Here is a 26,129-nt window from a genome sequence, read left to right on the forward strand (position 1 = left end):
TAGCCGCGATCAGGTGGCGACGGGAGCCCGCCCGGCTCGTTCGATGAGGTGCTGGACCAGGTTGAGTAGTACGTCTTTGCAGGAGGTGCGGTCGCGGGCGTCGCACAGCATGACGGGGATGTGGTTGTCGAGGTCGAGTGCGTCGCGGACTTCGTTGATGGTGTAGACGGGTGCGCCGTCGAAGCAGTTGACGGCGACGAGGAATGGGAGTCCGCGTCGTTCGAAGAAGTCGACGGCGGCGAAGGAGTTGTCGAGTCGTCGGGTGTCGGCGATGACGATGGCGCCGAGTGCGCCGCGTGAGAGTTCGTCCCAGAGGAACCAGAATCGGTCTTGGCCGGGTGTGCCGAAGAGGTAGAGGACGAGGTCTTGGTCGATGGTGATGCGGCCGAAGTCGAGTGCGACTGTGGTGGTGGTTTTTTGTTCGACGCCGGATAGGTCGTCGATTCCGGTGCTGACTTCGGTGATCAGTTCTTCGGTGCGTAGTGGTGCGACCTCGCTGATCGAGGAGACCATGGTTGTTTTGCCGACGCCGAATCCACCGGCGATGAGAATTTTGACCGAAGCCGCCAGCTGCGGTGTCGCAGCCGACCGGGTCGGATCAAAGCTTTCGGATGCCATCCAGTACCGCTCGCAATATGTTGAGATCGCCGGGACCCGCGTCCGGCTGCACCGGAGCCCGGAAGATCAAGTGGCCCTCGCCGATCAGATCGCCGACGAGAATCTTGGTCACTGCCAAGGGAAGTTTCAGATACGCCGCCACCTCGGCGACCGACTGCGGTGCACGGCACAGTCGTACGATATCCGCGTATTCCGGATCGGTCCGCCGCAGGGTGGGCGGCGGATCGGCCATGACGACCACGGTGAGCATGTCCAGGTCATGGCCTGCCCCCATCACCCGCCCGCGGGTGACCGCATAGGGCCGGACCAGCGGACCGGCCTCGTCGTCGAACCATTGCCCACCGCCGTGTGTCATGGCAAACGCGCTGGGGTGGATAGGTAGGTGCCGACACGTTGGACGGTGACGTTCATTTCGTAGGCCACCATGCCGAGGTTGGCCGATTCGGCTGCTTGTAGTGCCAGGCAGGCGTTGTCGCCCGCGGAGGTCACGAACAACACCGCGCGGTCGAGTTCGATGACGGCTTGGCGGACCCCGCCGCCGTCGAAGCGGCTTCCGGCGCTGCGGGCGAGGCCGTAGAGGGTGGAGGACATGGCGGCGAAGTGTTCGGCGTCTTCGCGGGTCATCGTGGTGGAGCGGCCGAGGAGCAGGCCGTCGGTGGACAGGACCACCGCGTACCGGACACCGGCCAGTCGGTCGACGAGGTCGTCGAGGAGCCAGTTGAGATCACCGGGGCTGGAAGAAGTCACCGTTGCCTTCCTGTTCATCGGAGTGTTTACCACTCGGTCCCTGATAGGTGCCGAATTGCTCGGCGGCCGCCACTTCGGGCAGCACGGCATCGGGAACGGCGCGGCGGCCCTGCCTGGTCCCGTTCTCGATGGCGGACATGAGGTCTCGGGCCTGCTCCGCCGAGCGCTCCCGCTCCGGCGGCTGCTCCGCTTCGGGCTCCGCCGGGGACGGCTGCGCCAATTGCGGTGCGATGCTGGCCTGCCGGTTCCGGCGCGGCAGCGCGGGCCTGGTATCCGCCGCGGTCGGCTGCGGCGCCTCGAACAAGGGTCGCGGCGCCGGTGCCTCGATGGCAGGTGGCGCCACCGGCGGCGCGGTGAGCACCGCGGACTCGGTTTCCGCACCACCGTAGGGGGTGGAGTCGACGAAGGGAACCGGATGCCGTCGCCGACGCGCCGACTCCAGCGGTTCGGAATCCGTTGTCAGAGCGGGTGCTTCATTGGCCAGCAGGGCAGACGGGATGAGCACGATGGCGCGGATGCCGCCGTAATCGGACTCCGAGAGCCGAATCGAAACCCCGTGCCGCGCGGCCAGCTGCGCGACCACGAACAGTCCGAGCCGGGAGTCCGAAGACAACGCCGCGACACCGAAATCCGGTGGATTGCGCAACATCTCGTTGACCCGGGCGATCTCGGACTCGGTCATGCCCATGCCCTGATCACTGATCTCGGTGACCACACCCTTGCCGACCACATTGCCGCTCACCTCGACCCGCGACTGCGGCGGCGAGAAGGAGGTCGCATTGTCCACGAGCTCGGCGAGCAGGTGGATAAGGTCGGCCACGACGGTGCCGAGCACATGGGTTTCGGGCAGTCGCGACACCCGCACCCTGGCATAGTCCAGAGTTTCGCCGACCGCACTGCGCACCAGATCGATCAACGGCACCGGGTTGCGCCACTGCCGACCCGGCTGACCACCACCGAGAATGATCAGATTCTCGGCATTGCGGCGTTCGCGGGTGGCCAGGTGATCGAGCCGGAACAGGGTGTCCAACAGGGCCGGATCCTCCTGCCGGTCCTCGGCCTTGTCGAGAATTTCCAACTGCCGGTGCACCACCATCTGGCTGCGGTGCGCGATATTCAAGAAAACCGCCTTCACACCCTCACGGGTACGGGCTTCGTTCACCGCGCCCGCCACGGCCGCGGCATGCGCGTGCTCGAATGCCTTTGCCACCTGGCCGATCTCATCGTCACCGTAATCCAGTTCCGCGGATTCGGCCTCCGGATCGATCAGCTCGCCCTCGCCGAGCCTGCGCATCAGCTCGGGCAGCCGCTCGTCGGCAAGGGCGAGGGTCTCACCGCGAAGCCGCTTGAGCCGGTTGATGACTCGGTTGGCCAGCACGATCGCGATCAAGAACGCCAGCAGGCTGACCACGACAACGCCGCCGCCTGCCCACGCGGATCGCGCGGTGGCATCGGCGGCCTTGTCCTCGGCCAACTTCTGTGAGTACTTGTTCTGGGCGATCCACACATCGATCAGCCCGCGGTTCACCTCGGTGGCCGCGCTGTGCCACTCCTGGGTGCTCAACGGCAGGGCGGGCGGCGTCGGCTGTTTGGTGCCGCTGCTCGACGAGCTGGACGAACTGGATGAGCTCGATGAGCCGGAGGTGGTGCTCGTCGCCGTCGTAGTGCGTTGGGCCAGCGCGTTTTCCATGGCGCTGAGCTGCTGCCAGGCCTGGCTCGCCATCAACGTGTGCAGGCTCTCCTGCTGCTTCGGATCCAGTTCCCCGGCCAGATTGGCGGCCTCGGCGTGATAGAAGCCGATCTGGCGCAGGAACTCCTCCGCCGGAATGGGGGTCGGCCCGTTCGCATTGACGATCATGCCCGCGAGTGCGGTGCTGCGCGACATCGCTTCGGCCACCAGAAAGATCCGCATACCGTCGGCGATATGCACACCGATCTCGGCATCCGGCGCGGACTGTTCGGCGAGTTCGGTGCCGAAGGTGATGATGTCGAGCAGTCGGTTGTAGAAGTTATAGGCGTCGGCGACCGGGAGCGTCCCGGCATCAGTGAGCGTGCGGACCTGGCTCATCGACGTCGACAGTGTCATGAAGTTCGCGGCGTTGTCGCCGATCTTCGAATCGTCCACCGCCCGTAGTCCGGCGGAGGCATCGATCAGGCCCTTCAGCGCGCCGTCGAGGCGCATCCGGGCCACACCGAGCGCGGGGGTGGCCGTATCGTCGCCGGTCAGCGCGGCCACCGTAAGCTGACGTTCGCCCTGGACCGCTTCCAGCAATTCGCGGGTCGACGGTATCGCCTGCTGATTCTGCGACGCCCAGTCCTTGGCTTTATTTCCCTCGGCAACCAGATATCCCGCCGCGCCCACGCCGACCACGAGCAGAGTCAGGCTCGGCACGAGCGCGATCGCCAGAATCCGCGTTCGGACCCCGAGCCTCGCTCTGAACATCGCCATAATCTAAACCAGTTGTGACCATTTCGTTGCTCACGTCCCGCTGAGCGGGACTCGAGTTGACACACCTGTAGCACTTGCGCTGCTCCGTTCGATGAGGTGCTGAACCAGCGTCAGCAGGGTGTTCTTGCAGCACTCGCGGTTTCGGGCGTACCGGAACGTGGTCGTCGAGGTCCAGGGCGTCGCGGACTTCGTCGACGGTGTAGACCGGTGCGCCGTCGAAGCAATAGACGGCGACGATGAACGCCGATCCGCGTCATTCCAAGAAGTCCACGACGGCAAAGGAATTGCTCGAACCGCGAGTATCGGCGATGACGACCGCGCCCAGCGCGCCACGTGAGAGTTCGTCCGCAGGAACCAGAACCGGTCCTGGCCCGTTGCGCCGAGAAGACGCATCGACCGCATCTTCGAAGGCGGCCGTGCGGCGGTGACATGATCTGATGGATGAATGTCCAGCAAGGGGAGGGCCGTATGAACCAGTTGCCGATGCTGTCCGCCGTCCGGATCGAAACGGAGCGGGTCCTGCTGCGCAAGGCGCGCGACGCTGATCGGGAAAGGATCATCGAGCTACAGACCGATCCGGAGGTCTGGGCCTATATCGGGGTCCCGCGGCTGCGGGAGGATGTCGAGCAACGCCTCGACGCGATCGGCGGCACAGCCAACGCGACCGCCACTCCCGGCCACTTCGTCATCGCCGACAGGACCACCGACGACCTCATCGGAACATTCGAGCTCAAACGGCGCGCCGCCGACCATCCCGGCCACGTCACCGACGACGGCGAGGAACTGGAACTGGGTTACCTGATGCGGCGCGCCGCCTGGGGCGCGGGACTGGCGTTCGAGGCCGCCGCCGCCGCATTGCGCGCCGCCGCTGACGAACTCCCGGACCAGCCGGTCCTCATCGCGACCCAGACTGCCAACAAACGCTCGCTCAGACTGGCGACCCGCCTGGGATTCCAGCCGGTCAGCACCTTCGAATGGTTCGACGCCGACCAAACCCTGTGCCTGGCCAGCCTGCACTCGTTCAAAGCCTGAACGGCAAGTGACGCGGTATACCGGACTGGACCGGCAGATCCGGGGGCCGGTACGGGGTGTATCACGCGGTCACAAGCCCGCGAAACGGCCGATGGCGACCAGTACAGCAATGACCAGGATCGTCGTGGTGATCGCGATATTGCGCGGTTCGCGCAGACGGATGTGCGAGCTGATCGCACCGATCATCACCACCGCGAAACCGACTGCCGCCAATGGGGTGAGCACCGGCGCGATCCCGGTCCACCACGGCACGATAATGCCGATGACACCGAGCAATTCGGCGTAGGCGGTCAAGCGCACCACCGGCTTCGGGAACACCGCGACACCCGTCTGGCCCATCTCGACCAACTTCTCCTTGGATTGCGTGGCTTTCGCGATCCCGGATGCGGTGAACACGACGGCCAGCACGATCTGTCCGATCCACAGCGCGATATTCATGATTCCTCCCTCGATCGGGTTCAGGTGCCCATGAGACAAATCAGCTTTCGCGAACGTGACAGCTTCGGCTGAAAAGGCATTGTCATCCGCTAAACCCGGGTAGTGGCTGCTATGGCTACCGCAGGCGGCGTATGTTGTGTGTATCCCGGGGTTACTCACAAGTAGGAGGCACCGATGCCCGCGCCGAATGCCGAAGTCTTCGACCGCCTGAGTGCGCTTGCCGCGATCGCTGATCCGGACGCCCGTGCGCGCAAAACCATCGCCGAAACCTTCACCGGCACCGCACTCGGCAGCGTACCCGTGGGCACCGCCGATGATGTGGCCGCCGCACTCGACAAGGCCAGGGCCGCCCAGGCCCGATGGGCCGTGCGCTCGGCCAAGGATCGTGCCGCGGTACTCGAGCGATACCGCGAATTGGTCGTCGAACAGCGCGAATTCCTGATGGACGTGATCCAGGCCGAAACCGGTAAAGCGCGCTGGGCCGCCCAGGAAGAGATCATGGGCCTGATGTTCGCGGCCCGCTATTTCGCCAGGGTCGCACCCGATCTGCTCGACGCGCACCGCGTGCCCGGCGCCTTCCCGGTGCTCAACCGGGCGACCGTGCGCCACCACCCCAAGGGCGTCGTCGGTGTGGTCGCGCCGTGGAACTATCCGATGCTGCTGTCCATCGGCGATTCGATCCCTGCGCTGCTCGCGGGCAATGCGGTGATCGTCAAACCCGATAGCCAGACCCCGTTCTCCGCACTGGCCAGCGCCGAACTGCTCTACCAGGCCGGACTGCCGCGCGACCTGCTCGCCGTCGTCCCCGGACCAGGCACCGTGGTCGGAACCGCCATCGTGGACAACTGCGACTACCTGATGTTCACCGGCTCCTCGGCGACCGGTCGCACCCTGGCCGAACAGTGCGGGCGCAGGCTCATCGGCTTCTCCGCCGAACTCGGCGGCAAGAACCCGATGATCGTCACCCGCGGCGCGAAGCTCGACAAGGCCGCCAAGGCAGCGGTGCGCGCCTGCTTCTCCAATGCCGGTCAGCTGTGTATTTCGATCGAACGGCTGTATGTGGAGAAGGCGGTCGCCGCGGAGTTCACCGAGAAGTTCGTCGCCGCCGTGCAGGCCGCGAAACTCGGTGCGGCCTATGACTATTCGGCCGATATCGGCAGCCTCATCTCCGAGGCGCAATTGGAGACCGTCTCCAAGCATGTCGCCGACGCGACCTCCAAGGGCGCCCAGGTGCTCGCGGGCGGCAAGCCGCGCCCGGATCTGGGACCGCTGTTCTTCGAACCCACTGTGCTCGCCGATGTCACCGACGAGATGGAATGCGGCCGCAACGAAACCTTCGGCCCGCTTGTCTCGATCTACCCGGTCGATAGTGCCGAGGAGGCGATCGGCCTGGCCAACGACACCGAATACGGCCTGAACGCGAGTGTCTGGGCGGCGAGCAAGGACGCGGGGGAGCGGATCGCCGAGCGGCTGCACGCGGGCACCGTCTGCGTCGACGAGGGTTACGCCCCGGCCTGGGGCACCACCGCCGCCCCGATGGGCGGTATGGGAATCTCCGGTGTCGGGCGCAGGCACGGCCCCGACGGGCTGCTGAAGTTCACCGAACCGCAGACCGTTGTCGTCACGCGATTCATGAATCTCGATGCGCCGCCGGTGATTTCGCAGGACAAATGGCAGCGGCTGCTGATGACGCTCACCCGCGCCTTCCGTTTCCTGCCGGGCCGATAAGACCGGACCCCGCCGTCCCGGTCTGCAGCGGGACGGCGGGGCTTCGTGGTGTCGGCCCAGGGCTGCGGACCCCCGGGCCGATCACCCGTCGGCCGCCCGCGGACGCACCCGCGGGCGTGAATCAGGCACCGGCGACTGCCTTTTCGGCAGTCAACTCATCCGATCGGCTCCCGTCCTCGGTGGTGGTCCCGCAGCCAACACCGCCGTCTCCTCATCGGTCAGCAATCGCGATCTGATGATGAACCGCACGCCCTCGGGCGCCTCCAGCGAGAATCCGCTGCCGCGCCCGGTCACCACATCCACGGTGAGGTGGGTGTGCTTCCACAGTTCGAATTGGTCTCCGCTGATCCAGAATTCGGTATGCCACGGCAGCCTGCCCAGCAGCACGTCCGCGCCGCCGACGCGGAATTCGCGCACCCCGAAACACATCGGTGAACTGCCGTCGCAGCAGCCGCCGGATTGGTGGAACAGCACCGGTCCGTGCTGTTCTATCAACCGGCGCAACACTTCTCGCGCCCGCTCGGTGATCGCGACGCGGGCTACTCTGCCATGCATCAGAAGAATCCGAGTTTTGTCGGTGAATAACTGACCAGCAGATTCTTGGTCTGCTGGTAGTGCTCGAGCATCATTTTGTGGTTTTCCCGGCCGATGCCGGACTTCTTGTACCCGCCGAAGGCGGCGTGTGCGGGGTACACGTGGAAACAGTTGGTCCATACTCGCCCTGCCTTGATTGCTCGGCCCATCCGGTAAGCCGTGGTGATATCCCTGGTCCACACCCCGGCGCCGAGGCCGTAGAGGGTGTCGTTGGCGATCATGGTCGCCTCTTCGACGGTGTCGAACCTGGTTACCGCCACCACCGGGCCGAAGATCTCCTCCTGGAAGATCCGCATAGTATTGGTGCCCTCGAAAATCGTCGGCTGGATGTAGTAACCACCCGGCAGTCCGTCCACCTTGCGTGCTTCCCCGCCGGTGAGCACACGGGCGCCTTCCCGCCTGCCGATATCGATATAGGACAGGATCTTTTCGAATTGGTCGTTACTGGCTTGGGCTCCGATCATGGTGGTGTCGTCGAGCGGATTACCGCCCCTGATAGCTCTGGTCCGCTCGATGCAGCGGGTCAGGAATTCGTCGTAGATCGACGAATGGATCAGTGCGCGCGAGGGACACGTGCACACCTCGCCCTGGTTGAGCGCGAACATTACGAAACCCTCGACGGCCTTGTCCAGTAATTCGTCGTCGGCGGCCATGACATCGGGCAGGAAGATATTGGGGCTCTTACCGCCCAACTCCAGACTGACCGGGATGATGTTCTCGCTCGCGTACTGCATGATCAGCCGTCCGGTGGTGGTCTCACCGGTGAAGGCGACCTTGGCCACGCGCGGACTCGCCGCCAGCGGCTTACCCGCCTCGACACCGAAACCGTTGACCACGTTGAGAACTCCCGGCGGCAGAAGATCGGCGATGAGCTCGATCACCAGCAGAATCGATGCCGGGGTCTGCTCGGCGGGTTTGAGCACCACGCAGTTGCCCGCCGCCAGCGCCGGGGCCAGCTTCCACGCGGCCATCAGAATCGGGAAGTTCCACGGGATGATCTGACCGACCACCCCGAGCGGTTCGTGGAAGTGGTAGGCGATGGTATCGACATCGATTTCGGCGATGCTGCCCTCCTGGGCGCGGATGGCACCGGCGAAGTAGCGGAAGTGATCAACCGCCAAAGGCAGGTCGGCGGCGAGGGTTTCGCGAACGGGTTTGCCGTTGTCCCAGGTTTCGGCGATGGCGAGGGGTTCGAGGCTGTGCTCGATCCGGTCGGCGATCTTGCTGAGGATATTCGCGCGCTCGGCGGGCGAGGTGGCGGCCCATTTCCCGGTGGCGAGGTGCGCGGCTTCGAGAGCCATATCGATGTCAGCCGCGGAGGAGCGCGCCACCGAGCAGAAGGTTTCGCCGTCGACCGGGGACGGGTTCTCGAAGTACCTGCCCTCGATCGGAGCCGCCCAGTCACCACCGATGAAGTTGTCGTAACGACTGGCATAGGTGACGATGCCGGTGGCGGACCCCGGTTTGGCGTAGATCATCTGTGGACGCTCCTCGCGAATCTTGCCTGCCGGGCCACTATGTCCGGAGAAGGTTGGTGCGAGGTTGGTGCCGTTGTTACAGGGGTGACTCAGGAGCGCAGCGCGGTGTACAACCGGGCGACGACCACCGCCCGGCGCATATCGTCGGCGGGCAGCAACCGCAGCGCGTGCTCGTGCACCTCGATATCGCCGGGGGAGCGCTCGCCGAAGGCCACGGCGTGCTCGGCGCGGTCGCTCGCCAGTACCGCCGCGCGCACCCCGACATCGAGATGGTTGCGCCACTGCAGCACACCCGGGGTGTCCGAACCGGGCAGCAGCGGTCCGCGATAGAGCCAGACCGCCGAGGTGGTGTCGCCCGCCTGGATCGCGGCGAGCAGATCGACCGCATCGCAGGAGACCGGGCCGGTGAGCATGTAGCGGCGGTTGCTGATCTCACCACCGGTGGTGCGCCGCAGATGCGATACATCGGCCTTGAGCGTACTGGAAGAGACCGGACGGTCGCCGTAGACCGCGGCCTGCAGTTGTTCCGGAGTGAAACCGTCGGGCTCCAGCGCGAGCAGCGCCAGGATTTCCAGATGACGCGGCGGCAATGGCACCGGCCTGCCGTCGCGGACCAGCCGTGCGCCGCCCAGACATTCGAGCCGCACGCCGCGCGCCGGTGTCGGCGCCGCCGCCCGCAACATCGTCTCGACCGCGGTGACCAGCGCGCGGACCGAGGTCAGCACCATCGGATGCGAACGCTCCCAGGAACTGGACAGATCGAGCACACCGACCTGGCGGCCGTCGGGTGCGTGGATCGGCGCGGAATAGCAGACCCAGCCGTGCAGCGCGGCGACCAGATGTTCGGCGGAGAAGACGGTGGTCGGGCGGTCGCTGTGCAGGGCGAGCGACAATCCGTTGGTGCCCATATGGCTTTCGTCCCAGCAGCCGCCGGGCGCGAAGTTCACTGCCTCGGCTTGGCGGCGCAACGTGCGATCGCCGCAGGACCAGAGGATAGTGCCTGAGGCATCGGTGACGACCGCGAGATAGCCGGAGTCCTCGGAGATCTCGCGCAGGTCACCGGCCAGCTCGGTAATCGGTTGGCGCAGTGGCGATTCGGTCCAGCGATCGCGGATGTTGTCCAGGCCGGGCGCCTCGGTACAACTCGGATCGACGGTCGTCAGCGACCGCTGCCAGGACTCGGCGACCTCGTTGCGTAGCGAGGTCGAACCCGCGGGTATGCCGAGCGTGCTACTCGGAGCCGTCGCCCAACGCGCCCATTCTTTCTCCAGTGCGGCCCGTTGTTGGGTGAGGGTGCGGAATTGTGCCACCTCGATAACCCCATCGTCAGTGTGAGCTCACATTCGCTATCTCATGATGGCGTACGCATTAGCTCGAGTCGAGGGTTCGACGGCAAACCGACCGTCCTCCATTGAAGGTTCAACTCCGATATGCGATCACGGTCTACGCTGCTGATATGGCGAGAGTTTCGCGACGAGCCAAGGTGGCCGACGTGCACGAACTGGCCACCGGCATGCCGTTCGTCAATCGGGTGGACGGTCCGCACGGCAATGCGGTGTACCAGGTCGGCGGCAAATCCTTCGTCTTCTTCCGCAATCCGCGACCCGACGCGTTCGACCCGGACACCGGTGACCGCTATACCGATGTGATCGTGATCTGGGTGCCCTCGGAGTCGGACAAACTCGCGCTGGTGCAGGATCCGGATTCGCCGTTCTTCACCACCCCGCATTTCGACGGACATCTGTCGGTCCTGGTGCGCGGCAGCCATATCGGTGAACTCGGCAAGCAGGAATTGGCCGAGGTCATCCAGGACGCTTGGCTGAGCAGGGCCTCCCGTAAGCGGGCGGCCGACTGGCTGGCCGCGCACAATGTCGCGGACTGACCTGCCGTGGTGTGTCCCGCATTCAGCGCAGCAGTTCGATGACCGCGCTCATCGGCTCCATGCTGCTCTCGAGCACCGAGACGTAGCTGAATCCGAACCGTTCCCTGCGCTCTTCCAACTGCCGCGCCATTTCCTTCGGCGTGCCGATCAGCAATGCGGGCAACTCCTCTGGCCGGTCGGCGACATCGGTGGGCAGATGCGGCCCATACAGATCCAATGCGGCCGACCGTTCCTCCGGTGGAACTACGCGCTGCAGCAGGATATTCAGCTCGACATCCTCGGCCCGTGACCCGAGCAACTCCCGCAGATACACCATCCGCGCATCGGTGGCGGCGGGTCCGACGAACTGCAGCGGTCCACCGTTGTACGCCGGAGCGGCACCGGGCAGCGCGACGATATCGGCATATTCGGCCGCGACCCGCAGCAGCCGATCGCCCCAACCGGCGATGACCAGCGGCGGACCCGAAGGGTGCGTGGGCCGGGGCTGATACTCGGGATCGGCGAACAACCGCCGCAATGTCGCCGCGGTCGCCGCCAACTGCTCGACCCGCTTGCCCGCGCTCTCGAAAGTGATTCCGGCCGTTTCGAATTCCTCCCGGACGTATCCGGCCCCGAGTCCCAACTCCACGCGTCCATCGGTGAGTTGGTCGGCCGTCGCGGCCTCGCGCGCCAAGAGAGTCGCGTTGTAGAACGGCGTATTCAACACGAATGTCGTCAGCCGAACCCGCTCGGTCGCCTCGGCCGCGAGAATCATTGCCGGAAACGGTGCGGGCAACCCCAGATGGTCGGCCACACCGATCACGTCGTACCCGAGTTCCTCGGCCCTGCGACACTTTCGTATCCACTCCGCCCGCGAAGCGGGACCGAGCAGAGTGACACCGAACCGGAACTTGCCTCGCGCAGCCGTCACCTTCCCGTTCTACCAGGCCGAACCGATCAGCACGGCGCGAGCGCCAGTCCCACCCAAATCGTCCCGGCCAAGGTCACCACCGCCACCGATACCGGGCCCGGTCGCCGCAACCTGGCCGACTCGATGATCCGCCGCACCGCATTTCGCCATTGCGGCGCATCGGATTTCGTTTCCGGTGTCCGCCTGCCCAACCAGCGTCGCACCAACCCGATGGTGCCGATGACGAGTGTCGCGATCAGCATGGTCCGGCCCTACGCATTCACCGCTGTCCGGCGCGGCGTCGCACCGGCAGCCCGTGGCACGACGCCGAATTCGATCAAACTCTCCGCGGTATCCAGGACAGTCTCCCGCACCGGCCGCATCGACCAGCCGAGCTCACGCCGCGCCTTTTCGGAGCTGAGCTGCTCGGTTCGACCCAACGTCGGCACCGTCAATCGAATCCCCTTGTCGAACAAGGCAATCGTCCGCACGAGAATATTCGGGATCACCCGTGTCGGTACCCGGTATCCACGCGGCCCGAACTCCTCGGCCAAGGTCCGTCCCATATCCGCCATCCAGACATGTTCGCCCGCGCAGATATACCGATTCCCGACCGCTCCGGGAGTCTCCAGCGCCAGCCGATGCGCCACCGCGAGATCCCGGACATCGACCACCGCCCACCCCACTCGCGGTGAACCCGGCGCATCACGGGCGAGGAGTCGGCGCACCGGTTCGTGCGATGTGCTCGTCGCCGCGGATTGCAATGGCCCCAACACCATTCCGGGGTTCACCACCACCAGCTCGAGATCCGACTTCGCGGCGAAATCCCATGCCGCCCGTTCGGCCAGCGTCTTGCTCTTCTGATAGGCCGCACTGCGTTCGACCACCGACCAATCGGCCTCGGTGCGCATCGCATCGGTCTCGTGACCGTAGGTGATCGCGGCGATCGAGGAGGTGAGCACGACCCGCTGGATGCCGCCGTCGGCACACGCTCGCAAAACCCGCAATGTCCCGTCGACCGCGGTATCGATCAATTCCTGTTCGTCGTCCGGTGGCGTCGCCGGAAACGGCGATGCCACGTGCAGCACGGAGGTGCAGCCCGAAACGGCCGCCGCCCACCCCGCATCATCGTCGAGATCGGCCGCGACGAACTCCAACTCGCCGCCGAGCCGATCCGCAAGCGCCACCAGATGTGCCCGTTTATCCGCTTTTCCGAGGTCGCGAACCGTGCCACGCACGGCATATCCGTGCTCGAGCAGTTCGGCGATGACGTGTCCGGCGACGAATCCTGTTGCGCCGGTGACGAGTACCCGTGAGGCCATATGCTTACCCGCTTCGAAGGAGGGAATGCGGCCAGCCCATCTGAGCGCCGCTCAGATAATCTAAGCACCGCATAGTTAGGCTGTCCAGCAGGCGTCGAATACGCTCGATTGGTGACGCGGACCAGTTACCACCACGGCGCGCTGCGCGACACGCTCCTCGCCGCCTGCCTGCGGCTGATCGAAACCGAGGGCCTCGGCGCGGTGAGCCTGCGGCGGGTGGCCCGCGAGGCGGGCGTGAGCACCGGCGCGCCGTACCACCATTTCGCTGATCGCTCGGCCCTGCTCGCCGCCCTGTCGACCCAGGGATTCCGACAGCTCGGCAGCGACTTGGCCGACGCGCGCGCCGCCGACGACACACCGCTGCAAGCGTTGACCGCACTGGCCGAGACCTATGTGCGGTTCTCCCAGGAAAATCCCGGCTACTTCCGTCTCATGTTCCGCCCGGAACTCTCGCAACCCGATAAGCATCCGGATGCGGCGGCCGCGGGCGACGCGGCCTTCGATGTCCTCGCCGACACCATCGCCGAAGCCGTCGCCGCCGGATTGCTGCCCGCCGATAAAGCCGACACTCTGGCCGTCATGTGGTGGAGCCTGGCGCACGGCATGGCCTCGCTGTGGCTGGACGGTCAGCTCGAAAAGCGCAGCATTCAACTCGGCACCACCGCGCCCACGCTGGTCGAGGACATCATGCGCACCTTCACCGCGCTGGTCGGCCCCGGCGCGTGACACCCGCGCGAGCGCAGCCGCCACTAGAGTGAAGCCGAACGTTTGCTCCTCCGATGCTCCCGCACTCTTCGAGAGGGATGTTCCGATGACACAGCAGCTCGATCCCACGGTCCAGGAATTCGTCACCGCGCTCAACGACAGCGATCAGGACCGCTTCTATGCCATCCTCACCGACGACGCGACCATGTCCGATGACGGTGTGGAGCGCAACCTCGTCCAGTGGACCGACTCCGAGATCTTCGGCAGCAATGGGCGCATGAATGTCGAAACGATCGGCGACAACGGCACCGAACTGGTTGCCGACTACACGAATTCCCGCTGGGGTTCGATGCGCACCGCGTGGCGCTTCGTGGTCCGCGACGGCAAAATCAGTCGATTCGAGACAGGCCAGGCCTGAGTAGCCTGAGTTCGTGTTCAGCCCGCCCGCCACCCGACCACCACCCCCCACGGAGTCGCTTCGCGACGCAGTAATCCCTGATTACGGCACGGGCTCTCTCGCTGATCTGTTCCCCTCCATCCTCGCCGGGTTCGGCGTGCCCGGCGAGGTCGACCGGCTCGGCCTAGAGTTCGCCGCCGACCGGATCTGTGTGCTGCTGATCGACGGCCTCGGCGCGGATGCACTCGCCGCGAATTCCGCTGTGGCGCCGTTCCTGTCGGCGCTGGCACAGCGCACACTGACGGCGGGCTTCCCGAGCACGACGACGGTCAGTCTGAGCTCACTCGGCGTCGGTGTGCCGCCCGGCGAACACGGGTTCACCGGATACCTGATACACGTGCCCGGTTACGACCGGCTGGTGAATGCGCTGACGTGGCGGCTGCACGGCGCGGGACCGAAGATCGACCTGCTGCAGGATCTGGTGCCGGAGCAATTCCAGCCCACCGCCACGGTTTTCGAGCGCGCCGCCGCCGACGGTATCGCGGTGGCCCAGGTTGCGCCGCGACTGCAGGCGGGTTCGGGGCTGACCAGGGCGGTGCTACGCGGCTGCGAATTCCGGCCCTATGTTTCCGTCGGCGATTTCGTCGACGGCGTCGCCACCGCATTGCGCGCGGGCCCACGCTCGCTGGTCTACGCCTACCACGGCAACCTCGACACGACTGGTCACGTGCGCGGACCATCCTCGGACGCTTGGCTTTTGGAGCTCGCGCACGTCGACCGGCTGGCCGCGACCATCGCCGAACATCTGCCACCCGATGCCGCGCTCGTCGTGACCGCCGACCACGGCATGGTGGAACTCACCGACCGCGTCGACTTCGACAAGACCGAGCTACTGCGCGAGGGTGTACGCCTGCTCGGCGGCGAGCCGCGCGCCCGCCATGTCTTCACCGTCGACGGCGCGACCGCCGATGTGGCGGCGACCTGGCAGGAATACCTCGGCACCGACTTCGATGTCATCTCTCGCGCCGAGGCGATCGACCGCGGCTGGTTCGGCCCCACCGTGGCACGGCATATCGCCGAGCGCATCGGTGATCTCGTGGTGGCGGCCCGTGGTCTGCGCGGCGTCGTACGCACAGGTGCCGAACCGCTGGAATCCATGCTGATCGGCCACCATGGTTCGCTGACGCCCGCGGAGATGAATGTGCCGCTGTGCACGTTCCGGCCGTAACCGTCCAGTGCCCTAGGCTGTTGGCGTCGTCGCGGGCATGGTTGCCCGCCGAAGCGCCAGGAGGATCTCTATGAACGCCACGCTCTTACGGACCGGACTCGGGGTCGCGGCGATCGCGGCACTGCTGGCCGGTTGCTCCGATATCGAGCGGGCGCTCAACCAGGGTGGCGACACCACCTGCCGGGATTACGTCAAACAGGATCAGGACACCAAGCGCACGACGATCACCAAGTTCATCAAGCAGCAGACCAACAATGATCACGAGCCCGCGGGCACGGCGGTAGATGCCACGATGATTCAGGTGGATTTGCTGTGCGGTGCGCAGGTCAATCAGGACACCCCGATCAAAAAAGCCGATATCGCAGGCATTTTCCTCAACAAGTAGTTCGAATACGCGGAACGCGGACACGCAAAGCGGCCCTCAGCAAACCGAAACTTAGGGCCGCTTTGTGATTTCGGGACTATGCCCGGTCGAACTCGCCGTCGGTGACGCCAGCGGTGAAGGCGTCCCACTCGCCGGGCGTGAATACCAGCGCGGGGCCGGTCGGGTTCTTGGAGTCCCGCACTCCGACCATGCCTCCGTCAAGGTGTGCGACCTCCACGCATTCGCCTGTGCCCCCCGAACTGTGGCGTGATTTGAACCACTTCGCCCCCGTCAGGTCGACTTCAGCGTTCACCGCTGTAACTCCTTGCTATCTCTCTCAATAGGACACGGCTCGACCGAGCATCCATCGTCGCCCCAACCAGCGTACGGAACGTATGTCGACAGCGTTGCACGTCGTCGCGCTTCTCGAGATACGCATCCCCCGTGTAGCTCTCTGCGTAGATGACAGACGGTTCCACCGGTTTGCCTTGTGCGTCCTTCGGGAAGGTAATCACAATGAACGGGGTGACCAGCCTGCCAATTGGCAAGCCAGCCTCTTGCCTGAGTATGCGTAGCTCGATGTTGTCGAGCGTACTCATGTCCGCCGTATGTCGGCACTGGTCAGCCATCACCTGCGGATTGCCAATGATTGTCCGCAGCGCGTTCTCATGAATCACGGCCGTGAGTTTGCATGGGTTCCGGGGCCGCGTGAGCAGATGCTGACGTCGAGCCCGAACGGCTGCCAAGCGCTCCAAATCCGCCTCCGAGACTTGCGGTTGCAAGGCTCGGTTCATGGCCTGCGCGTAGTCGTTGGTTTGGAGCAGGCCGGGGATGATAAGCGGCTGAAATATAGCCAATTCGCTTGCGGCGGATTCAAGTTCGACGTACGTGTTGAAATTCGGACTCAGTACGTCGCTGTAGGTTCGCAGCCAGGACCGGACCGGGGCCTGCCCTGCCAGTTCCTTCCACGCCGCGAGGTCTTCCGCATCAGCCCCGTATAGTCCGCCCAGGGCGTCAAGATCTGTCGCCCTTACAGTTTTGTTGCGGCCGTTCTCCAGTCTGCTAATCGTTGCGTTACCCCAGCCGAGTGTCCGCGCGGCGGCCTCCAAGCTCAGGCCCGCCCGCGTCCGTGCTTCTCGCAGTAAACGACCCAGTTGCCTACGCGGCAAGGTGGTTCCGTTGTCCTCTGGTCCGTCATCGTTTTCGGTCACCCCTTGCGATCCCCTTCCGGCTTGCGGTGCAGCTTCCTTCCGCGGCGGAAGGAGCGTAACTGTGTCAGCGGAAGGAGTACTGCGCTTTCACTCGAGTTTCGCCAGTTCGCAATTGCGCCTGTCCGGACGATGGCACTTGGCAGACCCTTTGCGGCATGTCCATGCCGAAACGAGAGCTTCCACAACGAGATCCATTCACCGGGCCACCGGTCGCGTACAGCGGCGCACCGCCCGAGTTGGTCGAGCAGGTCGCGCTCGCAGTTCGGGAGTGGGCTGGCCCGGCGATAGCTCCATCCGTGCGTCGCCTGCTCGACGACTTCCACAGGGAGACACGGCAGAAACTCGACCTCGCTCCCATCGACGGCCGTCCGATATTCGAGGGTGCGGACGGGTCGTTGCTGCTGGTCGACGAAGACGGATGGATTTCCGATTCGGACCCCGATCTCGACCAGGCCGACGCAATCACCATCCAGCCCACCGATGTTCGCGACATCGAGGAATCGTGAGCCCGAAACCTCGAGATCCCGACGATGTTTCGCCTCGACCCAACGAGCCGGACATACACCTCAGCGTCTTCCTGCACGGCGTGCGCCTCGACTATGCCGCTTGCCTTACCGCCGCGCTGATGTTCACGCGTGAGCACCAGAGGCAGCACTACGTCGACGCGGTCACCATCGATCTCGGCGACACCAGTCGCTATCCGCGCCTTCCGTGCGAACGCCTTTTCCTCGGCTCATGAGATGAGACGGAGGGCGAAATTCAAGCGCGTCAACGGAATCCGGCGAGCTGTTGGACCTTCCCGGCGGCAACCGAAGAAAGCGCTGGTCACGGCACAAAAGTCGTCATATGCATATAATGCATTGATGTGATCTACATCACATTCCGCCGGGCATTTTGTCGGTGCCGCATGGCATGGTGGGCGACATGCCTTTTGCCGATTCCGTCGTCGCCACGGATGTCATCCGCGTGCTCGGTGCCAGTGAGCACAATCTGCGCAATGTGTCGTTGGAGATCCCCAAGAACAAGATCACCGTCTTTACCGGCGTCTCCGGGTCGGGCAAATCGTCGATCGTCTTCGACACCATTGCCGTCGAGTCGCAGCGTCAGCTGTATGCGACATTCCCCGCGTTCATCCTCAACTTCCTGCCGCGTTATGAGCGGCCGCACGCCGAGTCGATCGAGAACCTGACGGCTCCGGTCATCATCGACCAGCAGCCCGTCGGCGGCGGGCCGCGCTCGACCGTCGGGACGATGACCGATATCTACTCGATGGTGCGGGCGATGTTCGCCAGATTCGGTTCGCCCTCAGCCGGATTCGTCTACAACTACTCGTTCAATGTGCCGCAGGGCATGTGCCCGGACTGCGATGGTCTCGGGGTCACGGTGCGGGCCGATCCGGATCGGCTGGTCGACCGGAGCAAATCGCTGAACGAGGGCGCGATTCTGCTGCCCGGTTATGCGGTGGACAGCGGCGAGTGGCAGATGTACGGCAAATCCGGGCGCTTCGATCCGGATAAGAAACTGGCCGAATACACGGAGGACGAGTTCACCGACCTGCTCTACGGCACCGGCGGCAAGGTGGAACTGACCTTCGCCAAGGGCACCTGGAAGGCGAATTACGAAGGGCTGGCTGCCAAATTCACCCGCACCCGGTTGCAGCGCGACACCTCCACGCTCAGCGAGAAGACGCGCGAACAGATGCAGAAATTCCTCACCGAGGGTGTCTGCGCCACCTGTCGTGGTGCTCGGCTCAACGAAGCGGCATTGGCGACGAAGATCGGTGGCCGCAATATCGCCGACTGGTCCGGACTGCAGATCACCGATCTGATGGCGGTACTCGATGAGATCACCGATCCGGCCGCACTCGGACTGGCCGCCGCGATCCGGACCGCGCTGCAGCGGGTGACCGATATCGGACTCGGTTATCTGAGCCTGGATCGGCCGACCTCGACGCTGTCCGGCGGTGAGGGGCAGCGGCTCGAGATGATCAAACATCTGTCGAGCACGCTGATCGGGATGACCTATGTGTTCGACGAACCGAGCGTCGGATTGCATCCGCGCGATGTCGGCCGGTTGAACAACCTGCTGAAGGCATTGCGGGACAAAGGCAATACCGTGCTGGTGGTCGAGCACGATCCGGATGTCATCCAGATCGCCGACCATATCGTCGATGTCGGGCCGCGTGCCGGTCTGCACGGCGGGCAGGTGGTGTTCGAGGGCAGCTTCGCCGAACTGCGCACCGCGGATACGCCGACGGGTGCGGGACTGCGCAGGCCGTTCACGGTGAAGGAGACCTTCCGTAAGTCGAACGGCGCGTTGCTGATCGAGCATGCGAACGTGCACAATCTGAAAGATGTGACCGTCGCGGTGCCGACCGGCGTTCTCACCTCGATCACCGGCGTCGCCGGTTCGGGTAAGAGCAGTCTCATCCGCGATGTGTTCGTCCGGGAGCATCCGGATGCGATCTTCGTCGACCAGTCGGCGATCGGGGCATCGTCACGGTCCACGCCTGCAACGTATCTGGGCCTGATGGACCCGATCAGGAAGCTGTTCGCCAAGGCGACGGGGGAGTCACCCGGCCTGTTCAGTTTCAACTCGACCGGAGCCTGTAAACAGTGCGAGGGTCGCGGCGTGATCATCACCGAAGTCGCCTACATGGACCCGGTGACCACGCACTGCGATGCCTGTGACGGACGACGGTTCTCCGACGAGGTGCTGGCACTGACCTTGCGCGACAAGTCGATTGCCGATGTGCTGGCAATGTCGGCCGAGGAAGCCCTCGGTTTCTTCACCGAAAAGGCACTGTCCACGAAGCTGCGCACGATGAACGAAGTGGGCCTGGACTATCTCAGCCTCGGCCAAGCTATGAGCACCCTGTCCGGCGGTGAACGCCAACGGATCAAACTGGCGACCCAACTCCAGAACACCGGCACCGTCTACGTCCTCGACGAACCGACCACCGGCCTGCACATGTCGGATGTGGACACCCTGCTCGCCCTGATGGACGGCTTGGTCGACCGCGGCAATACGGTGGTGGTGATCGAACACAACCTCGACGTGGTGGCCCACTCCGACTGGGTGATCGATCTCGGCCCCGACGGCGGCAAGGACGGCGGCGAAATCGTCTTCACCGGAACCCCCGCCGAATTGCTGACCCACCCGACCTCCCTGACCGGCGAATATCTGCGCAAGTACAAGGCCGCCGGGTAGGGATCAGGCGGAGTCGACGAGGGGGCGGACGTGGGCGGCGGCGGTGACGTCGTCGCGCCACGTGCAGGCCAGACCGAAGGCGGCTACCCGACCGGTGGCGAGAACGGCTCGTACGGCGGCTGAGACCTCGGCCAGGGTCGGGCCGTCGGGCGCGGGGAAGAGCAGGCCCGGGAGGTCATCCGGGGTGACCACGTCGAAATCGATGTGAAGGTAGAGCGGGCCGTCCGGGAGGTCGCCTATGTCACCGACCGGGCGGTGCCGGATCTGCGCGGTGCGCAGATATTCGACCTCCGGCGGGTCGAGGTCGCGGCCGCCGACCAGGACGGCGCGGTCTTCGGGGATGTCGCGCAAGCCGATTCGGTCGGCTATGAGATGACGGCCGTAGCCGACGAGCATGCGCAGCGGGAAGCCACCGAGGTAGCCGGACGCGGAGGTATCGAGAGTTTGCACGTCACCGTGCGCGTCGAACCAGACGAGCGCGGGATCCAGTCCGGCCCTTTGCAATCCGGCCACCGTGCCGAGCGCCGTCGTGCAATCACCGGACGCGACGATCGCACGTTCACCGCGAATCGCGGATTCCGCGACCCGATCCGCCACCGCGTCATAGAGCACGGCCATCCGCGCCCAGGGATCGTCGACATCCGGCAGCTCGGCGTGACCACCGCATCCGGGGTGATCGGAGCATCGATCTCCGGCCGGTATTCATCGAGGTGGTACGGCACGAGCAAGCGCATCTACCGAGCCTATTCGGGGCCGAAGCGCGCGGCCACCGAATTGGGAGTCACCAGGGCCGGGGGAGCGTGCGTCCGCCCGGCGCGGAGGGGTCGCCTCGGTCCGTGCACACCGAGAGGACGACATGGGCGGGTCCCGGCGAGGCCGAGTGGGTGCTCGGGAATTTCGGTGTACGCAGGCCGGTGACGGCGGATCGTTCGCCGTCGGCGAGATCGACGCCTCAGGCCCAGGCCAGGCTGCCGTCTGGTGCCTCGGCGACCGGGCCGCAGGCATTGACGAAATAGACGTAGGCCGAGCAGTCGGGCCCCCGCCGCAACGGGCATCGGCGGCGCGGCGGAGCTGGCGTAGTTCACCGCTGCGGCTTGCTCAGCCCGCCGCGTTCACCGATACCGACTGAAACCCGCCCGCCTGCACCGCGCCGGTGATGAGTTCCCGGACATCGCGCGGTGCACTCGGCAGCAGTTCGAGCAAGTCGGTGCTCGACGCTTCGAGGAGTCCGGCACCGAGATTGGCGAACAACGAGAGTGTGTGCGTGATCTGATACGGCTCCAATCCACTGTCCTGCAACATATTCCGCATTTCGCCGAGCGAGACGGGCGTGTATCGCACCGGGCGACCGAGGGATTCGCTGAGGATCTCGGCGATATCGACGCCACCGACCGCGGTCACACCCTCCAGCTCGTACACCTTGCCCGCATGCCTGCTCCGCCGCCCCGCGGCCAGATCGCGCTCGGTTTCGGCGGCCACCCGCACGGCCACCTCGGCCAGATCCTCGCGCGCCACCACCGAAATCCGGCCGGTGCCGAATGGAGCGGCGAATACCCCGGATTCGGCCGAGGCGGCCGCACCGGCGACAGCGAGACCGACCGGCACCTGCGCGTAGAGGCCGTTACGGAGGACCGTCACATCGAATGGTGCTGCGGCCAGCCGGGTTTCGGTCCACCGATGCGGCAGGGCAATGGTCATCAAATCGCCGGAACCCGCGAGGCTGGTGTAGATCACGTGCCGGACCCCGGCGGCCGCGGCGGCGTCGATCACCGCGCCGTGTCGGGCCAAGACCACATCGTCTTCGGCATATCCGGCCGAAATCAGTACCAGGACATCGACATCCCGCAGTCCCGCGGACAGCGTTGCCGGATCGTCGAAATCGATTCGGCGCGTAGTGGTGTCGTCACCGGAGCGGCTGCCCGCCGCTACTGTCAGTTCGTCGAGGGTGGACAGGCCGCGGTGGACGAGGCCGCCGAGGGATCCGGAGATGCCGGTTACCAGGATCATCGCAACGCTCCCGATTGTTGTAGTTGCTGAATTCGTCCCCAGCATCGGCGGCCGCGGCGCGCGGCATAAGGAGGCACTTTCATGTCGGTCACGAACACGGCGGTCACCGCGCAGGTCACGGGCACTATTCCCGACGGGCCCTGTGGCCAGGACGACTGCGGCATCCGCGATGTGCTCGACCGGCTCGGGGATCGGTGGACAGTGTTGGTGATCGTCGAATTGAGCAAAGGAGTGCGGCGTTTCCGCGAATTGGAGCGCGCGATTCCCGGGATCTCACAGCGGATGCTGACACTGACCACCAAGCGGCTGTGCCGCGACGGCATGCTCGAGCGCATCGCGTATCCGACGATTCCACCGCAGGTCGAATACCGGCTCACCGAAACCGGCCAGAGCCTGGCCGAGGCCATCGGCGCACTTGCCGACTGGTCGCGCGATCACAAGGACCGCATCTCCGACGCCCGCCGACACTGGGATGCCGAGCACGCCGACTGAACACCTGTCGCGCGCGGGGCAACAGCGCTTGAATGGAAGCATCCCCACAGGGAGGTTCCGATGACCCTCACCGCTCGTGACCTGCTCGACGGGATCCAGGCCGAGCTGGCCCCGCACGACGACGACAACCGCATGGTTCCGCTCATCTCGGTGGGCAAAGCACCACGCGCGGTCTTCGCCGCGATCGCCGCCGAGGAACAGCGCATCGTCAGCAGCGATTGGCGCAGCTTCCATGCCTTGGCGGCGCGGACGGACGAACCACACGTCAAAGCGTTCCTCGACGGCCTCCCACCGGGCGAGCGGCAGGCACTCGCGCTGTTGGAGGCGCTCGTGGCGGCGGCCGGGCCCGACCAGGGCATGGAGCTACCCAGAGCGGGTTGCCAGGCCTACCCGGCCTATGTCGCCTGGTTGGCGCTGAACGCCGAGCCTTCCGCCGCCGCGGCAGGTATCTACGCGAATGTCGCCGCATTCGGCCGCTACTGCCGCGCCGTCGCCGAAGGCATGCGCGCACACTACGAATTCGACGACCCCGCCTGCGCATTCTTCGACTTCTTCGCCGCCGACACCCCCGAAGCCGAGCAGCGGGCCCACGCCGCGATCCAGGCCGGAATCGACAGCGGACGCTTGAATCCGAACGACGCACACTTGTACGCCAGACTCTTCCAGAACTACGAACTCATGTTCTGGAACACCCTCGCCGACGAGTTCTCCGGATAGCACCGGACATCCCGACGGCAAGTCGCACCGGTTTGTGACGATATCGAATCCGTCGATGCTCATTCCCAATCCGGCCGCGGACTCGATGTTCGAGTTGTTCGAGGTTCTCTGGGGTCCGGGGCAGCCGGCCGTCGCTGACCCGGGCTCGACTTGGTTCGGCGTAGGATCCCGGCGGTGGGACTGCTTTTCGAGACGCGAGCGTCGCATTCGCCGTGGGTGGAGTCCGTGTGGACATGCCGCAGCGAGCAGGTCTCGGCGATGACTTCGGTCGCGACCGAGACCTGGGGGCTGGTGTTCTGGGAGCAGGAGGGGCGGCCCCATGCGGTGATAACAGGTCCGGAGAGCCGCACCGGTACCGCACCTGTGCCCGAAGGTGCGGGCTTCGTCGGTATCCAGTTCGTGGTCGGGGCTTCCCTGCGTACCCTGGCAACGTCGTCGCTGGTCGACGGTGGGATCGTGCTGCCCGATGTGACCGGCCGGACCTTCTGGCTCGATGGTGCCCACTGGGAGATCCCGCGGCCGGACGACGCTGAGGCGCTCGTCGACCGGCTCGTCCGGCAGGAAGTCGTGGTCCGCGACCCCCTCGTCGCGGCAACACTACGGGGTTCGATGCCAGCAGTAACCGAGCGGACGCTCGAGCGTCGTTTCCGGGCGGCGACGGGGCTTACACAGGGTGCCGTCCGGCAGATCGGACGTGCCCGCGCCGCCGCACTCCTGCTGATCTCGGGTGAGACTCCAGGCGACGTCGTCGACAAGCTCGGGTACTACGACGAACCCCATCTCGCCCGCGCGCTGCGCCGGTACGTCGGGCGGACGGCCCAGCAGCTGCGCGCCCAGACCGGTGGCGCGATCGCGCTCGATGCCGCTCAGTGCACGACGTCGTAGACGAGCTTGGCCACACCGTTGGAGTAGGTCGCCGACTCCCGCAGCCGCAACGTCTGCTTGTCGCGGTCCGACCGGCCGAACAGGCTCTTACCTGCCCCCAGCAGCACTGGGAACACGAGCAGGTTGTACCGGTCGATCAGGTCGGCGTCCGCGAGGCGCCGGGCCAGCTCGGCACTGCCGTGAATGTAGATCGCGCCGCCGTCGGTCTGCTTCAGCTTCGCGACGTCGTCTTCCGATCGCAGGATCGTGACCGAGCCCCACCCGTCGATCAGAGCGTCATCGGTCAGGCTGGAAGAGACCGCGAACTTGGGCAGGTCCTTGTATGCCGCGTGATCGTCCGAATCGCGCCAGATCGGGGCGAAGGCCTCGTAACTGCGGCGGCCGAACATCAACGCAGTCGTGTCGGCGAGTTCCTCCCCCTTGAGCGAGTACGCCTCGGGCACGAACTCGGTGTCCATCACCCAGCCACCACTGCGGTGCCCCTCGGCTTTGCCGCCTGGCGAGTCCACGACGCCGTCCAGCGACATGAAGCCCGTGTAGACGAGTTCGCGTGTCATCAATTCCTCCTGCGTATGAGCATTGGATTTTGCCTGCGGTCAGCCTATGAACAACCGCATCTGCTGTCTTGTACGAAACCGACACCACGGCTTCTGGCCCATCGACCAATACTCATCGACAAACCGATTGGCGTCCGGGATGTCCTGTCACAGGAGAGATGCGTATGCCTCTTTGGGCAGGGGTTCAAAAGCTGTGTGGGAGAGGGCTTCTCGACCCGCCGAGTCGATACTGCGCGTGATGAGCGGCCACGCGCTATCGCTGCCCGCTCAGCTGCTGCGTCCCCGTAATGCGGAGCAGTTCGAGCGCCGAGGCGGCGGGGGTGTCGGGTGCCGCGGAGTACACGACCACCGCCTGGTCGCTGTCGGGGACGAACAGGGCGTCGCAATCCAGGACCAACCGCCCGACCTCGGGATGATCGATGGTCTTGGTGGCGCTGCGCCAGTTGCCGGTGCTTCCTTCGCGCCACAGTCGGTCGAATCGCGTACTGCGCGAGCGTAGTTCGGCGATGAGCCGAGCCAGGTCCGGATCGTCGGGATAGGCCGCCTTCGCGCTGCGCAGAGAGCTGACCCAGGATTCGGCGGCCGCCTCGGCCTCGGCGGGGGTGAAGACCACGCGGGAGGGTTCGGTCCCGAGGAAGGATTGCCAGATGATGTTGCGCCGGGCGGGCGACCACGCGGAGAAATCCCCGAGCAATGCCGCCGCCATCGGATTCCAGGCCAGCACATCGGCTTTCGCGGAGATCACCAGTGCGGGCAGATCCGCCATCCGGTCCAGCAGCCGCAGCACGCTCGGTCGCACCACCATGTTGATGCGGCCTTCCTGCGGTGGCGCGGAACCGGCCAGCCGGAACAGCAGATCGCGTTCGGGATCCGCGAGCCGTAGGGCGCGGGCGAGCGCGCCGAGCACCGCCACCGACGGTCGCGGTCCGCGTCCCTGTTCGAGCCGGACCACATAGTCGACGCTGACACCGGCCAGTTGCGCGACCTCCTCGCGCCGCAGCCCCGGCACCTGGCGGCGCGAACCGCTGGGCAGCCCGACATCGCGCGGCCGCACCCGGGCCCGGGTCTGCCGCAGCAGCTTGGCGAGTTCGGCGCGATCCATGCCTCGATGATGCCGCAGGGCACGGACCCCGGGGTGGTACTGCCGGTCCCAGGAGTTGTCAGCCCTGGAGCGAGATT

The 26,129-nt window shown here is 65.5% G+C and carries 31 protein-coding genes; 14 read left to right on the forward strand and 17 right to left on the reverse strand.

Features of this window, described 5'->3' with window-relative positions:
* Positions 1–9: 9 nt before the first annotated feature.
* The 4 genes from ACQPZ2_RS20990 to ACQPZ2_RS21005 are packed head-to-tail and all read right to left on the reverse strand — an operon-like array spanning position 10 to position 3,808.
* Positions 10–618 (reverse strand): GTP-binding protein, encoded by a 609-nt coding sequence (locus ACQPZ2_RS20990; protein WP_433527104.1) that lies wholly within the window; start codon positions 616–618, stop codon positions 10–12.
* A complete protein-coding gene (locus ACQPZ2_RS20995) occupies positions 599–973 on the reverse strand; it encodes a DUF742 domain-containing protein (RefSeq protein ID WP_433527105.1) in 375 nt (124 codons plus the stop codon). Before ACQPZ2_RS20995 ends, ACQPZ2_RS20990 begins: the two co-directional genes overlap by 20 nt.
* Positions 970–1,365: a roadblock/LC7 domain-containing protein gene (locus tag ACQPZ2_RS21000; RefSeq protein ID WP_040690503.1), complete on the reverse strand. Its 396-nt coding sequence runs from the start codon at positions 1,363–1,365 to the stop codon at positions 970–972. Before ACQPZ2_RS21000 ends, ACQPZ2_RS20995 begins: the two co-directional genes overlap by 4 nt.
* Complete coding sequence (locus ACQPZ2_RS21005; protein WP_433527106.1) at positions 1,343–3,808, reverse strand: sensor histidine kinase; 2,466 nt, start codon at positions 3,806–3,808, stop codon at positions 1,343–1,345. The genes ACQPZ2_RS21000 and ACQPZ2_RS21005 overlap by 23 nt, the downstream gene beginning before the upstream one ends.
* 124 nt (positions 3,809–3,932) lie before the next feature.
* On the opposite strand from ACQPZ2_RS21005, the gene ACQPZ2_RS21010 reads away from it, so the two are divergent.
* Both ACQPZ2_RS21010 and ACQPZ2_RS21015 read left to right on the forward strand, forming a co-directional pair.
* The gene (locus ACQPZ2_RS21010) at positions 3,933–4,151 is read left to right on the forward strand and encodes a hypothetical protein (protein WP_433527107.1); all 219 of its coding nucleotides are present in this window, start codon (positions 3,933–3,935) and stop codon (positions 4,149–4,151) included.
* 104 nt (positions 4,152–4,255) lie between these two features.
* On the forward strand, positions 4,256–4,846 hold the full coding sequence (locus ACQPZ2_RS21015; RefSeq protein WP_433527108.1) for a GNAT family N-acetyltransferase: 591 nt from the start codon (positions 4,256–4,258) through the stop codon (positions 4,844–4,846).
* A 69-nt stretch (positions 4,847–4,915) separates the two neighbouring features.
* Here ACQPZ2_RS21015 and ACQPZ2_RS21020 read toward each other — a convergent pair whose 3' ends face one another.
* A complete protein-coding gene (locus ACQPZ2_RS21020) occupies positions 4,916–5,284 on the reverse strand; it encodes a DoxX family protein (RefSeq protein WP_433527109.1) in 369 nt (122 codons plus the stop codon).
* A gap of 174 nt (positions 5,285–5,458) precedes the next feature.
* Between ACQPZ2_RS21020 and ACQPZ2_RS21025 the strand changes: the two genes are divergently transcribed.
* Positions 5,459–7,012: a succinic semialdehyde dehydrogenase gene (locus ACQPZ2_RS21025; RefSeq protein ID WP_433527110.1), complete on the forward strand. Its 1,554-nt coding sequence runs from the start codon at positions 5,459–5,461 to the stop codon at positions 7,010–7,012.
* 150 nt (positions 7,013–7,162) lie between these two features.
* On the opposite strand, the gene ACQPZ2_RS21030 is transcribed toward ACQPZ2_RS21025, so the two are convergent.
* The 3 genes from ACQPZ2_RS21030 to ACQPZ2_RS21040 form a co-directional block, all read right to left on the reverse strand.
* Positions 7,163–7,567, reverse strand: coding sequence for a DUF779 domain-containing protein (locus ACQPZ2_RS21030; RefSeq protein WP_040690510.1), 405 nt, complete (start codon positions 7,565–7,567; stop codon positions 7,163–7,165).
* Entirely contained in the window at positions 7,567–9,084 is a 1,518-nt protein-coding gene (exaC, locus tag ACQPZ2_RS21035) for an acetaldehyde dehydrogenase ExaC (protein ID WP_433527111.1), read from the reverse strand. The genes ACQPZ2_RS21030 and exaC overlap by 1 nt, the downstream gene beginning before the upstream one ends.
* 89 nt (positions 9,085–9,173) lie before the next feature.
* Positions 9,174–10,394, reverse strand: a complete 1,221-nt coding sequence (locus tag ACQPZ2_RS21040; RefSeq protein ID WP_433527112.1) for a transcriptional regulator — start codon at positions 10,392–10,394, stop codon at positions 9,174–9,176.
* Between the two features lie 146 nt (positions 10,395–10,540).
* Here ACQPZ2_RS21040 and ACQPZ2_RS21045 point away from each other — a divergent pair, with 146 nt between their 5' ends.
* Positions 10,541–10,966: an MmcQ/YjbR family DNA-binding protein gene (locus ACQPZ2_RS21045; RefSeq protein ID WP_433527113.1), complete on the forward strand. Its 426-nt coding sequence runs from the start codon at positions 10,541–10,543 to the stop codon at positions 10,964–10,966.
* 22 nt (positions 10,967–10,988) lie between these two features.
* Here the strand turns inward: ACQPZ2_RS21045 and ACQPZ2_RS21050 are convergent, their stop codons facing one another.
* The 3 genes from ACQPZ2_RS21050 to ACQPZ2_RS21060 are packed head-to-tail and all read right to left on the reverse strand — an operon-like array spanning position 10,989 to position 13,177.
* On the reverse strand, positions 10,989–11,876 hold the full coding sequence (locus tag ACQPZ2_RS21050; protein ID WP_433527114.1) for a TIGR03621 family F420-dependent LLM class oxidoreductase: 888 nt from the start codon (positions 11,874–11,876) through the stop codon (positions 10,989–10,991).
* 26 nt (positions 11,877–11,902) lie between these two features.
* Positions 11,903–12,118 (reverse strand): hypothetical protein, encoded by a 216-nt coding sequence (locus ACQPZ2_RS21055; RefSeq protein ID WP_433527115.1) that lies wholly within the window; start codon positions 12,116–12,118, stop codon positions 11,903–11,905.
* Between the two features lie 9 nt (positions 12,119–12,127).
* Entirely contained in the window at positions 12,128–13,177 is a 1,050-nt protein-coding gene (locus ACQPZ2_RS21060; RefSeq protein ID WP_433527116.1) for an NAD-dependent epimerase/dehydratase family protein, read from the reverse strand.
* A gap of 111 nt (positions 13,178–13,288) precedes the next feature.
* Here ACQPZ2_RS21060 and ACQPZ2_RS21065 point away from each other — a divergent pair, with 111 nt between their 5' ends.
* The 4 genes from ACQPZ2_RS21065 (at position 13,289) to ACQPZ2_RS21080 (ending at position 15,892) form a co-directional block, all read left to right on the forward strand.
* Positions 13,289–13,903 carry a TetR/AcrR family transcriptional regulator gene (locus ACQPZ2_RS21065; RefSeq protein WP_063047713.1) on the forward strand — a complete coding sequence of 205 codons (615 nt, stop codon included), beginning with the start codon at positions 13,289–13,291 and terminating at the stop codon, positions 13,901–13,903.
* Between the two features lie 85 nt (positions 13,904–13,988).
* Positions 13,989–14,300, forward strand: coding sequence for a nuclear transport factor 2 family protein (locus tag ACQPZ2_RS21070; protein ID WP_433527117.1), 312 nt, complete (start codon positions 13,989–13,991; stop codon positions 14,298–14,300).
* A 13-nt stretch (positions 14,301–14,313) separates the two neighbouring features.
* Positions 14,314–15,507 (forward strand): alkaline phosphatase family protein, encoded by a 1,194-nt coding sequence (locus tag ACQPZ2_RS21075; RefSeq protein WP_433527118.1) that lies wholly within the window; start codon positions 14,314–14,316, stop codon positions 15,505–15,507.
* A 70-nt stretch (positions 15,508–15,577) separates the two neighbouring features.
* The gene (locus tag ACQPZ2_RS21080; protein ID WP_433527119.1) at positions 15,578–15,892 is read left to right on the forward strand and encodes a hypothetical protein; all 315 of its coding nucleotides are present in this window, start codon (positions 15,578–15,580) and stop codon (positions 15,890–15,892) included.
* 76 nt (positions 15,893–15,968) lie between these two features.
* Here the strand turns inward: ACQPZ2_RS21080 and ACQPZ2_RS21085 are convergent, their stop codons facing one another.
* Together ACQPZ2_RS21085 and ACQPZ2_RS21090 are read right to left on the reverse strand one after the other, a co-directional pair.
* Positions 15,969–16,184 carry a DUF397 domain-containing protein gene (locus tag ACQPZ2_RS21085; protein WP_387283371.1) on the reverse strand — a complete coding sequence of 72 codons (216 nt, stop codon included), beginning with the start codon at positions 16,182–16,184 and terminating at the stop codon, positions 15,969–15,971.
* Positions 16,174–17,082 (reverse strand): helix-turn-helix domain-containing protein, encoded by a 909-nt coding sequence (locus ACQPZ2_RS21090; RefSeq protein ID WP_433527120.1) that lies wholly within the window; start codon positions 17,080–17,082, stop codon positions 16,174–16,176. The genes ACQPZ2_RS21085 and ACQPZ2_RS21090 overlap by 11 nt, the downstream gene beginning before the upstream one ends.
* 155 nt (positions 17,083–17,237) lie before the next feature.
* Here ACQPZ2_RS21090 and ACQPZ2_RS21095 point away from each other — a divergent pair, with 155 nt between their 5' ends.
* From ACQPZ2_RS21095 to ACQPZ2_RS21105, 3 genes are all read left to right on the forward strand, one after another.
* Entirely contained in the window at positions 17,238–17,588 is a 351-nt protein-coding gene (locus tag ACQPZ2_RS21095) for a hypothetical protein (RefSeq protein WP_433527121.1), read from the forward strand.
* The gene (locus tag ACQPZ2_RS21100) at positions 17,585–17,821 is read left to right on the forward strand and encodes a hypothetical protein (RefSeq protein WP_433527122.1); all 237 of its coding nucleotides are present in this window, start codon (positions 17,585–17,587) and stop codon (positions 17,819–17,821) included. The genes ACQPZ2_RS21095 and ACQPZ2_RS21100 overlap by 4 nt, the downstream gene beginning before the upstream one ends.
* 185 nt (positions 17,822–18,006) lie before the next feature.
* Positions 18,007–20,292, forward strand: coding sequence for an ATP-binding cassette domain-containing protein (locus ACQPZ2_RS21105; RefSeq protein WP_433527123.1), 2,286 nt, complete (start codon positions 18,007–18,009; stop codon positions 20,290–20,292).
* A gap of 3 nt (positions 20,293–20,295) precedes the next feature.
* Here the strand turns inward: ACQPZ2_RS21105 and ACQPZ2_RS21110 are convergent, their stop codons facing one another.
* Positions 20,296–20,910, reverse strand: coding sequence for an arginase family protein (locus ACQPZ2_RS21110; protein ID WP_433527124.1), 615 nt, complete (start codon positions 20,908–20,910; stop codon positions 20,296–20,298).
* 480 nt (positions 20,911–21,390) lie between these two features.
* Positions 21,391–22,299, reverse strand: coding sequence for an NmrA family NAD(P)-binding protein (locus ACQPZ2_RS21115; RefSeq protein WP_433527125.1), 909 nt, complete (start codon positions 22,297–22,299; stop codon positions 21,391–21,393).
* An 81-nt stretch (positions 22,300–22,380) separates the two neighbouring features.
* Between ACQPZ2_RS21115 and ACQPZ2_RS21120 the strand changes: the two genes are divergently transcribed.
* The 3 genes from ACQPZ2_RS21120 (at position 22,381) to ACQPZ2_RS21130 (ending at position 24,393) form a co-directional block, all read left to right on the forward strand.
* Positions 22,381–22,791: a winged helix-turn-helix transcriptional regulator gene (locus ACQPZ2_RS21120; RefSeq protein WP_433527126.1), complete on the forward strand. Its 411-nt coding sequence runs from the start codon at positions 22,381–22,383 to the stop codon at positions 22,789–22,791.
* Positions 22,792–22,851: 60 nt separating this feature from the next.
* Positions 22,852–23,508 (forward strand): hypothetical protein, encoded by a 657-nt coding sequence (locus ACQPZ2_RS21125; RefSeq protein WP_433527127.1) that lies wholly within the window; start codon positions 22,852–22,854, stop codon positions 23,506–23,508.
* Positions 23,509–23,766: 258 nt separating this feature from the next.
* Positions 23,767–24,393 (forward strand): helix-turn-helix domain-containing protein, encoded by a 627-nt coding sequence (locus tag ACQPZ2_RS21130; protein ID WP_433527128.1) that lies wholly within the window; start codon positions 23,767–23,769, stop codon positions 24,391–24,393.
* Here ACQPZ2_RS21130 and ACQPZ2_RS21135 read toward each other — a convergent pair.
* Positions 24,375–24,950, reverse strand: a complete 576-nt coding sequence (locus ACQPZ2_RS21135) for a dihydrofolate reductase family protein (protein ID WP_433527129.1) — start codon at positions 24,948–24,950, stop codon at positions 24,375–24,377. The genes ACQPZ2_RS21130 and ACQPZ2_RS21135 overlap by 19 nt on opposite strands.
* Before the next feature lie 253 nt (positions 24,951–25,203).
* Positions 25,204–26,052, reverse strand: coding sequence for a helix-turn-helix transcriptional regulator (locus ACQPZ2_RS21140; RefSeq protein ID WP_433527130.1), 849 nt, complete (start codon positions 26,050–26,052; stop codon positions 25,204–25,206).
* Positions 26,053–26,129: the final 77 nt, after the last annotated feature.

The organism is Nocardia pseudovaccinii, assembly GCF_050942345.1.
Taxonomy (GTDB): domain Bacteria; phylum Actinomycetota; class Actinomycetes; order Mycobacteriales; family Mycobacteriaceae; genus Nocardia; species Nocardia pseudovaccinii.